This window comes from Streptomyces sp. NPDC088261 (assembly GCF_044740805.1).
GTDB lineage: Bacteria > Actinomycetota > Actinomycetes > Streptomycetales > Streptomycetaceae > Streptomyces.
On sequence record NZ_JBIURL010000001.1, the window covers coordinates 113108 to 126843 of the forward strand.

Sequence of the window (13736 nt, forward strand, 5' to 3'; positions counted from 1 at the left end):
TTGTCCAGCGGACCCTCCTGGACACACGGGAACGTGGGGCTTTACTTCCGCCAAGAGTCACAGGCGCTGTTCCTTGATTCTTAAAGCTTTTACGGGCAGGCACGAAGGCGTGTCGAGGTCCCCGGAAATGATGCGGACGTCAACGCCGGATGATCAGAGTAGCCCGTACGGGCGACCGCCCGAACACACGCGCCCCCCGCTGGACCCGCGCCGTACCTATCCGTCACCCACAGAATGCTCCCCGGCCAGGCGCACGCGGAGCGTCGGGCGACTACCCCGCGAAACCCCTTGCCCGCCGCAGCGACGCCAGCGCTTCCAGGGCCCGCTCCTCCTCGCCCCGGGCGCCCGTCCGACGGCAGAGGGCGAGGGCCTCCTCCAAGTGCGCCTCGGCCTGCTCCAGCCTCCCCGTGTCCCGCTCGGCCTGGCCCAGATCCAACAGCACCTCGGCCACCTCCCCGGTGGCCCCGATCCGCCTCAGCACCCCGAGCGAGGCGATGAACTGGGCCAACGCCGACTCATTGCGACCGGCCGTCCGGTACGCCCTGCCGATCCCGGCCAGAGCGATGCCCTCCCCCCGAAGGTCCCCCACCCCGCGCAGCACGGGCAGCACGCGCGCGTAGAGGCCGAGCGCTTCGTCCGTTTTATGGAGAGGGGTCAGCACGCTCGCGAGGTTCATCCAGAGCGTCGCGCGGTCCCCCTTGCTCCCCAGCGTCGCCGCGACGTCGATCGCCTCTCGGTACGACCGCTCCGCGGCTTCCAGATCGCCCATCCGCTGCTGCAATTCCCCCAGATTGTTCAATGTGCGATAGCGGCCCCGGTCATCGGTGCCCGTAAAACCCGCGATGGCCCGCAGGAAATATTCGAGCGCGCTCTCATTCTGCCCGAGCTGAAGATGGGTGATGCCGAGTAAATTCAGGCTGCGGGCCACCTGTAATCGATCGTTCGATCGCAGTCGCAAATCAAGGGAGCGTTCCAGGAGCGGCAGAGCGAGCGCGTACTGCCCGGTGTGCCACAGAACGATCGAGACCTGGTGCGCCGATTCGCTTTCCAGATCTTCATCCTTCAACAACCGCGCGATGGACAGGGCCTCACGCGCCGTCGCGTCCCCCTCCTCGTACTGACCGCTGTGCGCGCACACCGCGCTCAGGTCCAGCAGAGCCCGCGCCCGCGCGCTGTCGTCCCCGACGGCCCGCCAGTGGGCGACGGCGCGGCGCAGCAGGGGTTCGGCCGTCTCCAGATGGCCCTCCAGATCCAGAAACCCCGCCAACACATGGGTGTGCAGCGCTAGTTGGGCCTCGGAGCCGTACCGACGCGTCCAGTCCAGCGCCCTCAGGAGATTCGCGCCCTCGGTGATCAGCCATTGCTCCGCCGCCTGCGCGTCCGCGATCTCCGGCTCCCGCGTGGCGGAGTGATCACCGCCGTCGGCGTCGACCACCATGCGGCTCCGGTACGGATAGGCCAACCGGTCGGCCCGGTCCGCGACCCGTACGTAATGATCGACAAGACGCCGAAGCGCCTGCTCCGAGGCCCCTGGGACGTCGCCGGTATTGTCGATCAACGTACGAGCGTATTCGCGCAGAAGATCGTGGATCGTGAACCGGTGCGGAGTCGGCTCGGAAATCAGGTGATGGGCCTGAAGTTCCTCCAGCGCACGTTCGGTCTCCTCGAAGGAAAGGCCGCTGAGCGCCGCCACCGCGTGCGTACCGAACTGCAAGCCGAAGTGCAGGCCGACATGGCGGAAGACAAGCTGCTGCACCGGCGTGAGCGCGCGATACGACAGTCCGAAGACATGGGACAACGTCCGCTCGCCGTCGCGCATTTCTGAGAGATGTTCCATCCCGCTCGTCAACTGCTTGAGCAGGTCGGACGTCGTCCACGACGGCCGGGAAAGCAGACGGCTGGCCATGACTTCCACGGCCAGCGGCAGATATCCGCAAATGCGGACGATTTCCGCCGCGTCCGAGGCCAGGACGGTACGCCGCCCGCCGAGCCGCTGCGCGAAGAGCGCGACGGCGTCCTCGCGCGGCAGCACGTCGAGGGAGACGGGCCGTACACCGGGCAAACCGGACAGCCGCTGACGGCTGGTCACGATGACCGCCGTCGGGGACGCCCCCGGAAGCAGGGGCCGTACCTGAGCCGGCCCGGCGGCGTCGTCCAGGATCACCAGCATGCGGCGGTCCCGCACCGTGGTGCGCCAGAGCGAGACCAACCCGTCGAGATCCTTGGGCAGTTCACCCGGCGGGGTGTCGAGCAGGCGCAGCAGCTCCGTGAGCGCGCGGACGGCCGTCAGCGGCTCCCGGTCGGAGGCATGGCCGTGCAGATGGAGATAGAGCCGCCCTTCCGGGAACTCCTCCCGGAGTTGATGCCCGAGATGCACCGCCATCGACGTCTTCCCGATGCCCCCCATGCCGTCGATGGCCTCGATGGTGACCACCGGGGCCGAGGTACGGCTCGTCTCGGAGAGCGCCGCCGTGAGCAGCCGCAGTTCGTCGTGCCGCCCCACCCAGGGGACGTCACGCGGCAGGTTGTCGGGAATCCGCGTGGTCGTCCTGGCGGGGGTACGCCTGCCGATCCCGGCCTGCCCCAGCAGCGCCGCCGCCGGCGTTCCGGCGAGAATGCCCTGGTGGACGCGGTGCAGGCGACGGCCCGCGTCGAGGCCGATGTCGCGGACGACACGCTGCCGCGTCCGCTGCACCAGCTTGGTCGCCTCGGCGGAGCGGCTGCTGCCGTACAGGGCGAGGGCCAGTCGTTCGACCAGGGCCTCGTCGACCGGATGCTCCTCGACCAGCGGCAGCAGTACGGGTACGGCCTCCGCGAACTTCCCCGCTCCCATGAGGATTTCGGCCCGGACCATGGCGGCGGTCAGGCTGCTCTCGGCGACCGTGGCCCGCAGGTGACCCGCCCAGTACGCGGAAATCCCGGCCAGCGCCTCGCCGCGCCAGAGGCCCGCCGCCAGGTCGAGCAGGCGAATGGCCTCGCCCTCGTCGTCGCTGTCCTTGAGGGAGCGGGCCTGGTCGACATAACTGGTGTAGCGCCGCAGGTCGACCCGGTCCGGATCGACGTTCATGACATAGGAGTTGGTACGGCTGGTGATCACGGGCGCGTCACCTCCCGCGATCCGAAAGGCCTTTCGGATACGCGATACGTGCGCGTGCAGCGCTTCTCTCGCTTTGGCCGGCGGGTTGTCGTCCCAGATCCGGTGGATCAGCGTATCCACACTCACCGTACGACTGGCATCCCAGGCCAGAGCGGCGAGCGCCAGGCGGGTCTTGGTGGAACCGAGATCATTGCGTCGGCCGAGGGCCCGTACTTCGACCGATCCTGAAAGTCGAATCTCGAACTCCACCAGCGTCCTCCCGCCGGTCCGGCCTCTCCTGGCCGGGTATCCGAGGATGTCACGCGGTAGTCATCCGTGGCCATCCAGGCGCTGTTTAAGTCCGAAATTGACTCATCTCAGCATGATTCCGTTCAGCCACCCCCGAGTCAGGGGAAGCACTCCAGGACGGTCACTGACGAAGCGCGTCTTGTGCATATGCTGTTGGCATGAGCCGGGCAGGGTCTATGGGGGTACGGACGTGCCATTTCCTGAATCCGGCAAACCGGAAGCATTGTTATCGGCCATGGCCGTATGCGCCATGGACCGGGAATCCCTCGCGTGGCGGGAATTGGTCCACGTTCTGGGTGCGGCGGCTCAAGTGGACCGGAGGGTGGCCGAGTTGTGGCGCGAAGTGGAAACGGCGGCGGCCGCGCCCGGAGTCACCCCGGCGATGGCCCAACTGGCCTGGGCGGTGGCCGCGTCGGCTTCGCGCGACCCGGGCACGGACGCCGCGCTGACCGACTGGCTCCGGAGGCATACGCCCCCCACGGTCGGCTCGGACCGTACGGGATCGGGGGGTACGGGGTCGGGAGGTACGGAGCCGAGGGGTACGGAGCCGGCGGGCACGGAGTCGGCGGGCACGGAGCCGGACCGCACGAACGCCATCGGCGGGGCCGCCGTCATCCACGGCCCGGCCGTGCAGGCGCGCGACATCCACGGCGGCATCCACGTGCACCACGCCGCCCCGGCGGACAGACCCCGGCCTCCGGCGCCCCGCCAATTCCCGCCCGTACGGCGGCAGCTGGTCGACCGGGAGAGCGACGTACAAGCCCTGGACGCCCTCCGCGCCCAGCATCCTCCGCACTCCCACCAACTCCTGGTGGTCAGCGGGTTCGCGGGCGTCGGGAAAACCACGCTCGTCTCCCGCTGGCTGCGCGATCACGCGGACAGCTTTCCCGACGGTCAGCTGTACGCCGACCTGGGCGGCCACGCCACCGCCGGGGAGCCCGGGGAGAGCGGGGAAACCGGGGAGGCCGGGGGACCGGTCCGGCCGGTCCGGCCGGTTCGCCCCACCGCCGTGCTGGAAGGCTTCCTGCACGCCCTCGGAGCCACCTCCGTACCGGCGGACCTCGCCCAACGCATCGCCCTCTGGCGGTCGTTGACCGCGAACCTGCGGCTCGGCGTCTTCCTGGACAACGCGTACACCGCGGCGCAGGTCCGCCCGCTCCTGTTCGGCTCACCGACGGGCCTCACCGTCGTGACGAGCAGAAACCATCTCACCGGCCTGCTGGTCGACGGCGCGGCCCTCCACCGGCTGGGCACCCTCACCACGGACTCGGCCGTCGAGCTGCTGGCGGCCGGCGGTGGCGGCAGCCGTGTCGCGCAGGACCCGGTCGCCGCGCGCGAGGTCGTCACCCTGTGCGCCTGCCTCCCCCTCGCGGTCTGCCTGGCGGCCGCCCAACTCGCCGTACGTCCGAACCGTTCCGTATCCGCCCTCGCCGCGAGCCTGTCCCAGGGACAGGGGTCGCTCGACGCCCTACGCATCGATGGAGAAGCCGTGGTGCGCACCGCACTTGACCTCTCGTACGAACTGCTGCCGCACGACAGCGCGACGCTCTACCGGCGGATGGGCCTGCTGCCCACGGACCGCTACGACCTCTTCATGCTGACGGCGAGCACCGCAGACGACCCCACCGCGGAGACCGTCGAACCGGCCCTCGACGCCCTGCTGGAGGCGAACCTCCTGGAGGAGACCGGCTCGGGCGTCTACCGCTTCCACGACCTCGTACGCCCCCACGCGAGGCGACTCGGCACGGCGGAGGAATCCGCTTCGCGGCACGAGCGCACGCTGCGCCGCTACGTGGACTGGTGCCTGGCCACGGCGAGCGAGGCGGAGGCGATCCTCACACCGAGCCACCGAATGACGCTTGCTGACGATACGTCAGATACGCCTGACACATCGACCGTTGTACCCACTCCCCTCACGGGACCGGCCGAGGCGCTGGACTGGCTCGACACCCACCGTGACGGTCTGATGGGGGCCGTACGGCACTGCGCCGACGCCGGATGGCACACCGCCTGCTGGCGCCTGGTGGACGTGATGTGGCCTCTGTTCCTCCGCCTCCGCCCCACGGAGCTGTGGATCGAGGCACACCGCGCGGGCCTCGCGGCGGCCCGCGCGAGCGGATCCCGAGCCGGCGAAGGACGCATGCTGACCTCGGGCGCGATCGGCCTGCGCACCGCCGGCCGGTACGGGGAGTCCGCCGAGTGGTACACGCGGGCGCTGGAGCACGCCACGTACGACGGAGACGTACGACAGCAGGCGCAGGCACTCAACGGTCTCGGTCACCTCAGCCTGCTCACCTCACAACTGGACGAGGCACGCGGGTACTTCGAGAACGCCCTGCGGCTGCGGGAGTCCATCGGCTACCGGCGAGGGGCCGCGCTCTCCCGAAGACGCTTAGGAGAGACCGCCCTGGCGGCGGGCGAACTGGCCACGGCGGCAGATCACTTGGTACGCGCACACGCCGAACTCGACGCGCAGGAAGAGCACTACGAGGCGGCCCGCGCCCTGGCCCTTCTCGGCCACGTCCTGGCGTCCGACGGCGATCACGAAGGCGGCACGGCGCGGCTGCGGGAGGCGCTGGCGATGTTCCGCGGAGCCGGCGCCCGGTCGGAACACTGGCAGGCGCGTTCCCTGGAATGGCTCGGGCAGGCCGCCGAACGGCGGGGCGACGGCGAGGAGGCCGGTCGCTGCTACGAGGCGGCCCGGGAGCTGTACGGGCGGCAGGACCCGGCCGACGCGCAGCGCGTGGACGACCGGCTGCGGCACCTGTGAGCGGCGCCGCAGCCGGTGCCGTGTTCCTAGGGCGTGTCCCCGCTCCTCTCGACGGCGACAGCTCTCAGGTCGCCCAGCGATCCCCCGGCGACGAGCCACGCATGCGCCACGGACGCGACAACCGGCGCGGGAGCGTGAGCCGCCCACGCGGGCAGGACAACACTCCCGCCACTCCGTGCCCCCAGCGCACACCCACCGCCCACATCGGGTACGGCGGCGACGAGGCACCCCGGCCACCGCGCGACCAGCTCCTCCGCGCGGGCGCGAGCCGCCACCGGCAGCAGAGGCACCCGCGCGACGAGCACATCGGCGTACTCCGCGCGGCCGTCTCCCCCGGGAGCGTCGGGGTCCACCAACAGGTGCACGCCACAGACCTGTTCGCGGGAAGACGTCGGCCACCCCGCACCCGACGGAACGGCCGCGTCAACCCGTACGCGCACCACACCGCTCCCCGTGACCGACCTCGACCTGGACCTCCACCCGACGTGGGCGCCCACGGAAACCAGCCCACCGAGGACAACCCCCCTCCAGGCGTCGTCCCCACCGAAGAAGCGAACCCACCCCCACCTCTCACCAGGCAGATCCCACTCGGAGGAGGCTTCCGCACTCCCCGTCCTCCCCCTCCCGATCCCGACAGGCCGGCCCTTCACTGCGCCATCCCCAGAGAACCGGCCTCCCACTGCTCCAGCGGAGAGGGGAGCGGCAGGGGTGGGACGGGCGCCTCGCTGGCGGGTTCGCCCAACTCCAGCATGGAGTAGATGATCGTACGCATCCGCTGGTGGAACTCTCCGGGCACCGACGAGAGCAGGGCGGCGACCTCCGCGTACTGCCCGGGACGATGCTGTCGCGCCGCGTACCGCAACTGCTCGTCCAGCGGATGCCCGGGGGTGACCACCGGCGCGACGGTGGCAAGAAGGGCCGCCGGGGAGTACGCGGCGATCTCACGCCTCGGTCCGGGCGTGAGCAGTAAGGCGGCATCGGTCAACGTACTGTACGCCGTAAGGGAGCCATGGTCCCCGATGATCCAGTCGGCCGCGATCAGCAGAGACTGCCAGTCCGCCTCAGGTGGCACCACCGAGATCCCATGCCCCCGGCAGCCCGCCAGCCAGCTCCGCACCTGCCAACTTCCGTGCCCGGAGAAGATGTTCGGGTGAAAGAGAAACGCCACCCGGTAGTCGTCACCGGGGAGTTGGCTCAACAGCTGCGGCAGCAGCGCGTCGATCCGCCCGAAGGTGGACGTGGGCCCCCAGGTCGAGGTGACCACCACGAACGGCTGCCCCTCATCGAGCCCCAGCGCCCGGCGGTACTCCTCGCGCCGGGGCATGCCGGCCATGATGCGGTCGACACAGGGGTCGCCCACCACATGGGCCACCCCCAGCGCCTCGGGGCACGAGAGCGCCAGCTCGTCCAGATCACGATCGTGCGCGTAGACGATCGCGGCAGGCCCCACGCGCCCCTCGTGCAGCAGATGCTGACGACTCAGCATCCCCGGCGCCCGCGTCTCCCCCGGCGCCAGCAACGAGGTGTCGGTCAGCAGTTTGATGTGACCGGCTCCGTGCGACATACGCAGAACCGGCGCGTTCAACTCGTGCACCCCGCGGGACCCGGCGGCGAGCACCAGGTCGAACTCGGCCCGCAGCGCCTCTTCCCAGGGCACGGTCGCGATCCCCAGACTCTCCAGATACCGCGCGACGCCCCCGCCGAACGCGTGCGGCGCGGCGGTGAACACCACCTGGATCCGGAAGTCCGCCTCCAGCAGACAGAAGGCCTCGCGCAGACGCTGGCCGAAGGCCACGGTGTGGACGACGACCAACATCCGCTTACAGCCCGGTACGGTCAGCCACCGACCTTGTTCGATCAGCGCCGATTGTGTGGTTTGAACAGACACAACGCTCCCCCATGCTCGTCGGCTGCGTACAGCAGTCGACGGGGGAATGCCCGCCACACACGACACTTTCCTTGCAACCCCCTTGCAGCCACCTTGCCCACCCGCACCTCACCGAGGCAGCAGTGGTCGGGACCGCTTCCGGGCTATCGGGCCAAAGAGCTCGCCGTCTTCTTGTACGGCATGCAAACGGCCGTCGCCACTGCGGCGCTCCCCACGACAAGAAGCATCGACAGTGCGAATCCGCCCACAACGACCCTCGTACGCATCACTCAGCCACGCTCCCGCTCAAGATCCCAGACACCTCAGCGGGGAGAGTACTGACCCCAACGCGATCATACAAATGACAAACCATCACGCGCATCACCCCGGCCCCCACGAGGGCGCCCATGATCCGAATCCCACCCCGGACGAGCCCCTGACCAGCAAGGAATCTACTCGGGTAGCGCCACGGACAACCGAACGATCAAGCGGTCCACGACCGCCGATGATCTAGACCAATCCGGCCGACGGCACCCCCTCACCCAAGCGACTCGCGACCCGCGCCGCCCCGCGTGGGCAACCGTCACCAGGTACGTGGACGTGGCGTAGAAGTTGTCCACGTCAGCACCGAACTCCAGCACCTTCTGCCCATCCACGTCGTCTTCGTAGAAGGTGCCGAGGATCTTGCATCGCACGCCAGTGAACGACACGCGGTTCTTGGTGAACGGGTCGAGCTCCGCATCAAGCACGGCGGATGGCGATGGGTCCTGGTTGTGAGACAGATACTCCTACGGTCATACGTCGAGCCAGATGAAGATGAGGGCTGCGAGGCAGTGGCCGGAGCGACGGCGGCTACCGCGTGCAGTTGTCATCGAGTGCGGCGGCTTGGGCCGACGGCGCCCTGGGCAGAGAGCCAGACATGGGCGATCACAGCGGGGACTGGGCGACGCACATCACGAGGGCCGAACTCAGCTGCACACTTCCACGGAGGTGGGCGCATACACAGGGAGTGGCCGACCGCGCCGTCGAAGTAAGCCAGGTCCTCAACCAAGACGCCAGCCTTCTCGTCGCCGGCGCCACGCTGCACGACATCGGGTACGCGCCGCGTCTGGCAGCAACCGGGTTCCATCCGCTGGAGGGAGCCCGGTTCCTTCGGGACGAGCACGGGGCCGATGAGAGGCTGGTGCGGCTGGTCGCGAACCACTCGTTCGCGCTCCTTGAGGCAGAGGAGCGCGGGTTGCGCAAGCAGCTCGCGACGGAGTTCCCCTTGTTGGAGGAGCCGCTGCTGGTGGACGCCCTCGTGTATTGCGACATGACGACCACGCCCGACGGCGACCGAACCACCGCGCGGAACCGGGTCGCGGAGATCGTCAGCCGCTACGGGGACGACAGCGTGGTCGGGCGGTTCATTCGCCGGGCGGCTCCGGAGATCCTTGCCTCCGTGGAGCGGGTGGAAGCCGCCCTGGCCGCTCAGCCGAGGTAGGGGTAGGTGCCGGCGAGGTAGTCCCCGATCTGCTGGCGCATGCTCGGGTGGATGTCGTACTGGTCGAGGTCGGCCGGCTGGACGAAGCGGACTCCGTCGGCCTCCTCGTTGATCGTGGGCACTCCGCCGACGGGCCGGCCGATGTAGGTGTTCTCGTACTGCTGGCGGATCTCGCCGTCGGTGTAGGCGACGATGTGGTTCGGGTTGGTGTAGACGCCGAGGAACCCGGTGAGCTCCGCGATGATGCCGGTCTCCTCCAGGCACTCCCGCACCGCACACTCGGCCGCGGTCTCGCCGATGTCCTGGGCTCCGCCGGGGAGGGCCCACTGGCCGGTGTCGCGGCGCCGCTGGAGGAGGATGGCGCCTGTCTCGTCGGCGACGAGAAGGTTGCTGGCCGGGATGAGAGTGTTCGCCTTCGGGGCACAGGGGTCGTTGTAGTACTCAGTCCTGCCCATGGTCGGCGGTCCTCTCCTGGTCGGGTTCCCATGGCCTCGCCGCGGCCCAGACGGCGTCGAAGCTTTCAGCGTAGTTGTCGAACCACCCTGTATCGCCTGCCCTCTTGAGTTGCAGGAGGGGGTTGGCACTGGCCGGTTGGCCCCAGATGTGCGGATTGACGAGCAGGTTGTCGTCGTAGCGGAACATCGACGTGTAGAGGGTGGTGTCGTGGAGTCGTACGCCGCACCCGGCCTCGCCCAGCAGCGGGCGGTAGTACGTCAGTGAGGCGCGGATCTTGGCGGCGAGGGTGTCGCCGATTCCTTCCTCGCGACCCGTACGGCGACTGCCTGCCCGTCGGGATCGCCGAAGCACAGGCGAACCCGGACGCCCTCTGCGGCGCGCTCGGAGAGCATCTTGGCGACGTGGGGGTTGGACTGGGCGAAGAAGGTGCCGGAGAAGACGAGGACGCCGATCTCGTGCCGAGCCTCTCGCAGCAGTGCGAGCCACACGTCCCGGGGCACGCTGGCCCGGTTCTGGTAGGTGCCGACCAGCTCGGCGCCTGACCCGTCCCTCGGCCGGCCCGGACGCTTGGACGGCTCGGGCCAGAGAAAGGTCTCTTCGATGCGCAGGTGTCGCGCGACGCGGAAGCGGTGCCGTGCATGGGGGATCCGTCCGCCCAGCCATCGACTGACCGTCTTGGGATCCACCTCGCAGATCTCGGCGAGTGCATCGGGCGAGACGCCGCGTTGCCCGAGCACAGTGCGCAGTCGGTTGTTCACAGCGGCCATCGAATCGGCACGGCGCGTAATCGCGCAAGGACGTTTTGGGACGCGGTCCGCTGTAGTGGAACCTCGCGGACTGCCTACTCTGGCGGCATGGAGCTCTTGGTCCTGTGGGACATCGACCATACCCTCATCGAGAACGCGGGGGTCAGCAAGGAGATCTACGCCGCTGCCTTTCGTGGCTTCTCAGGTCACGAACCCACGGAGCCCGCGCGTACTGAGGGGCGTACGGATCGACTGATCATGCGCGACATGTTCGTCCGCGAAGGGCTACCCGTGCCCGACTGGCACTTCGTCGAGACGGCGCTCGCCCAGGCGGGAGAAGCGCGCCTGGAGGAGCTACGCAGGCGCGGGACCGCCCTGCCCGGTGTGCACGAAGCCTTGAAAGCCGCCTCGGCTCAGACCGGTTGGGTCTCCTCGGTCCTCACCGGCAACATCTCCGCCAACGCCCGTGTAAAGCTTGTCGCGTTCGGCCTCGACTCCCTGCTCGATCTACCGGTCGGCGCCTACGGAGCGGACGCCGAACTCCGCCCCCACCTGGTCGCTGTCGCCCGCGAGCGCGCACAACGGCTTCATGGTGTTGCGGCCGACATCCCCACCGTCCTCGTCGGGGACACCCCTCGTGACGTGGAAGCGGCCCTGACCACAGGCTCCGGCGTCCTCGCCGTCGCCTCCGGCATCCACACCCAGGAGGAACTGAACGCCGCCGGAGCCGACGAAGTCCTGCCCGACCTGTCGGACACCAAGCGTGTCCTCGGCATCCTGGAGTCCTTCGCAGGTCACTGAAAACGTCCCAGGACGTCCCTGGACCGTCCCCGAACGCGGTGTCGAGGTCCCTGAGCAGAAGGCCACTATCAGGCTCCCACCAGGCAACCAGCCGAAGGAGCCGACGTGATCGAGGAAGTTACCGGGATCAAGAAGATCCGCATGCTCTACCTACAGCTGCTCTACCGCTGCAACTTCACGTGCCTGCACTGCTTCCACGGCAAGCGGCTCCAGTACGCCGACGCCTTCACCGTCGACGAAGCCGCAGATCTCCTCACCCTGATGCGGGACCAGTACGGCACCGAGGCCGTGACACTGCTCGGCGGAGAGCCCTTCGTCCACCGGGACCTCGCGCAGGTCGTCCGCCACGCCAAGGAGGAATTGGGCCTGCGCGTCGAGATCTGCACCAACGGGTACCGGATCGAGCGCCGTCTGACCGAGATCGCCCCCTACCTGGACCTGCTCAGGGTTTCGCTGGAGGGCGTCGGGTCGACCAACGACGGCATCCGAAAGCAGGGCAGCTACCAGAGCGCCCTGAACGCGCTCGGTCTGGCTCGGGATCTCGGCGTTCCGACCGGTGCGACCATGACCGTCACCTCACGGAACATCGCCGAAGTCCTGCCCCTCGGACGGGCCTTGGCGGAACTAGGGGTCCGGCAGCTCAAGCTCCACCACCTGCGGCCCGTTGGCAACGCCGCCGATCATCCCGAGCTGCTGGTCACCTCCCCTTCCGCCTACGGCCGGCTCCGGGACGAGCTGGCGTCAGTCGATCTGCCCCTGGAGGTGATCGTCGACGAGGACCTCTCCGAGGACGGTGCCCCGCAGGTGTGCGCGCCCTCCGACGGTCCTCGCGAGATCGACCGCATCGAGGTCGACCCGCGCGGTGCGCTGACCATGTCCTGCAAGGCCGTGGGGAAGGACGCGCACGCCTTCTGGTACGAGAAGGCGGCAGGACGCATCGTCCACAAGCCCTCGTCCGTCGACGAGCTCACTCTCGCGGTACCGGACGTGGTGTACGGACGTGCCTGATCACCCACGCTTCGAGAGCCTGGAAGGGTTACGCGGCACCGGCAAATCCACCGTGGCGCCCATGCTCGCCGCCGCCCGGCGGGCCGTCCTCGTCGCTACCGTCCCGCTGCCCTACCAGCCGCTCAGACAGGCGTTGGACGAGCGGACGAACGTAGAGGCACGGATGTGCTTCTTCCTCTCGGGCCTGTTCACCGCGGCCGAGGAGATCCAGCATCACCTCGACGCCGGCGTCCCTGTCGTCGTCGAGAGCTACTTCGCCCGGTGTCTCACCACTCACCGGGCCCTGGGGGCACAACTCGGTGTCACCCTGCCGAGTTGGCTGCCGACACCTGCTACGTACCACCTCGTCTGCGACGACAACGAGAGACAGCGTCGACTCGCTGGGCGGAACAAGCCGATGTCGCGGTGGGACTCACTGGTCGAGACCGTTACGGACCGAGTGACGGACGCCTATGCGTCGTTCCCGATGCATCGCGTCGACACCACGGGGCGCAGCCCCGACGAGGTCCTTCGAGTGATCATGGATACCGATACGCAAGGAGCGCACCCCCATGCAGACGCAGAGCCTGTGGGAGCACACCCTCACGTTCTTCCCGCAGTTCCTCGCCACACTGCGGGAACGTGTCGCTCCTGACGCCACCGTCGCCGTGGTCGGCGCGAGCGACGGCAAGTTCGTCCTGCCCCTCGCCGCCGCCGGCTACCGCGTCGTCGCCATCGAACGCGACGCGGTGGCCCTCCATGGAGGCGACGTCCACCTCCCGGGTGACAGCCAGGCCCACGCGTGGGGACTGATCGAACGACTGAAGCTCGAAGAACTCCACGAACGCGTGGAGGTCGTCGAGGACGATTTCCTGGACGGTGACCCCCTGGGCCCGCAGTGCGACGCGGTCTGGACGAGCTGCTCGTGGCACTACAGTGCCAACCACCACCGCCCGCTCGGCGAGTTCGTCGACCGCATGCGGCGCCTGGTCCGCCCGGGCGGTGTATTCGGCGCGGAGTTCATGATGCCCGTCGAAAGACGCCACCACATGATCGAGCACTACACCTCCCCGGAGCGCCTTCTCCCCCACTTCATCGGCGACTGGGAGGTCCTGCTCACCCTGCGCACCACCGAGTTCACCGAGCGGCCCCACGTCGGCCAGCTGCATGACCACACCCACCGCATGGGCCTGCTGCTCGCGGCCCGGACGTCCGCCCTCACCGACCACTTCTGAGAGAAG

General features: G+C 68.8%; 11 protein-coding genes and 1 pseudogene. 6 read left to right on the plus strand and 6 right to left on the minus strand.

Annotated elements, in window-relative coordinates:
* Positions 1-271 precede the first annotated feature (271 nt).
* Positions 272-3346 (minus strand): AfsR/SARP family transcriptional regulator, encoded by a 3075-nt coding sequence (locus ACIODU_RS00535; protein WP_401762229.1) that lies wholly within the window; start codon positions 3344-3346, stop codon positions 272-274.
* Between the two features lie 361 nt (positions 3347-3707).
* Here ACIODU_RS00535 and ACIODU_RS00540 point away from each other — a divergent pair, with 361 nt between their 5' ends.
* Positions 3708-6155, plus strand: coding sequence for a hypothetical protein (locus ACIODU_RS00540; protein ID WP_401762232.1), 2448 nt, complete (start codon positions 3708-3710; stop codon positions 6153-6155).
* A 26-nt stretch (positions 6156-6181) separates the two neighbouring features.
* On the opposite strand, the gene ACIODU_RS00545 is transcribed toward ACIODU_RS00540, so the two are convergent.
* The 3 genes from ACIODU_RS00545 to ACIODU_RS00555 form a co-directional block, all read right to left on the minus strand.
* The gene (locus ACIODU_RS00545; RefSeq protein ID WP_401762233.1) at positions 6182-6520 is read right to left on the minus strand and encodes a hypothetical protein; all 339 of its coding nucleotides are present in this window, start codon (positions 6518-6520) and stop codon (positions 6182-6184) included.
* Between the two features lie 281 nt (positions 6521-6801).
* Positions 6802-7971 (minus strand): hypothetical protein, encoded by a 1170-nt coding sequence (locus tag ACIODU_RS00550; protein WP_401762237.1) that lies wholly within the window; start codon positions 7969-7971, stop codon positions 6802-6804.
* 503 nt (positions 7972-8474) lie between these two features.
* The gene (locus tag ACIODU_RS00555) at positions 8475-8771 is read right to left on the minus strand and encodes a hypothetical protein (protein ID WP_401762239.1); all 297 of its coding nucleotides are present in this window, start codon (positions 8769-8771) and stop codon (positions 8475-8477) included.
* Between the two features lie 170 nt (positions 8772-8941).
* Here ACIODU_RS00555 and ACIODU_RS00560 point away from each other — a divergent pair, with 170 nt between their 5' ends.
* Positions 8942-9505 (plus strand): HD domain-containing protein, encoded by a 564-nt coding sequence (locus ACIODU_RS00560; RefSeq protein ID WP_401762241.1) that lies wholly within the window; start codon positions 8942-8944, stop codon positions 9503-9505.
* On the opposite strand, the gene ACIODU_RS00565 is transcribed toward ACIODU_RS00560, so the two are convergent.
* The gene (locus ACIODU_RS00565; protein WP_401762244.1) at positions 9493-9960 is read right to left on the minus strand and encodes an NUDIX hydrolase; all 468 of its coding nucleotides are present in this window, start codon (positions 9958-9960) and stop codon (positions 9493-9495) included. The two genes, ACIODU_RS00560 and ACIODU_RS00565, sit on opposite strands and share 13 nt — an antisense overlap.
* Positions 9947-10719 (minus strand): annotated as a pseudogene (locus ACIODU_RS00570) (XRE family transcriptional regulator). The gene ACIODU_RS00565 and the pseudogene ACIODU_RS00570 overlap by 14 nt, the downstream one beginning before the upstream one ends.
* 96 nt (positions 10720-10815) lie before the next feature.
* On the opposite strand from ACIODU_RS00570, the gene ACIODU_RS00575 reads away from it, so the two are divergent.
* The 4 genes from ACIODU_RS00575 to ACIODU_RS00590 all read left to right on the plus strand — a co-directional run bounded on the left by ACIODU_RS00575 (position 10816) and on the right by ACIODU_RS00590 (position 13730).
* A complete protein-coding gene (locus ACIODU_RS00575; RefSeq protein WP_401762247.1) occupies positions 10816-11508 on the plus strand; it encodes an HAD family hydrolase in 693 nt (230 codons plus the stop codon).
* A 105-nt stretch (positions 11509-11613) separates the two neighbouring features.
* Entirely contained in the window at positions 11614-12516 is a 903-nt protein-coding gene (locus tag ACIODU_RS00580; protein WP_401762249.1) for a radical SAM protein, read from the plus strand.
* Between the two features lie 61 nt (positions 12517-12577).
* Positions 12578-13150: a hypothetical protein gene (locus tag ACIODU_RS00585; RefSeq protein WP_401762252.1), complete on the plus strand. Its 573-nt coding sequence runs from the start codon at positions 12578-12580 to the stop codon at positions 13148-13150.
* Positions 13068-13730 (plus strand): class I SAM-dependent methyltransferase, encoded by a 663-nt coding sequence (locus ACIODU_RS00590; RefSeq protein WP_401762254.1) that lies wholly within the window; start codon positions 13068-13070, stop codon positions 13728-13730. Before ACIODU_RS00585 ends, ACIODU_RS00590 begins: the two co-directional genes overlap by 83 nt.
* Positions 13731-13736: the final 6 nt, after the last annotated feature.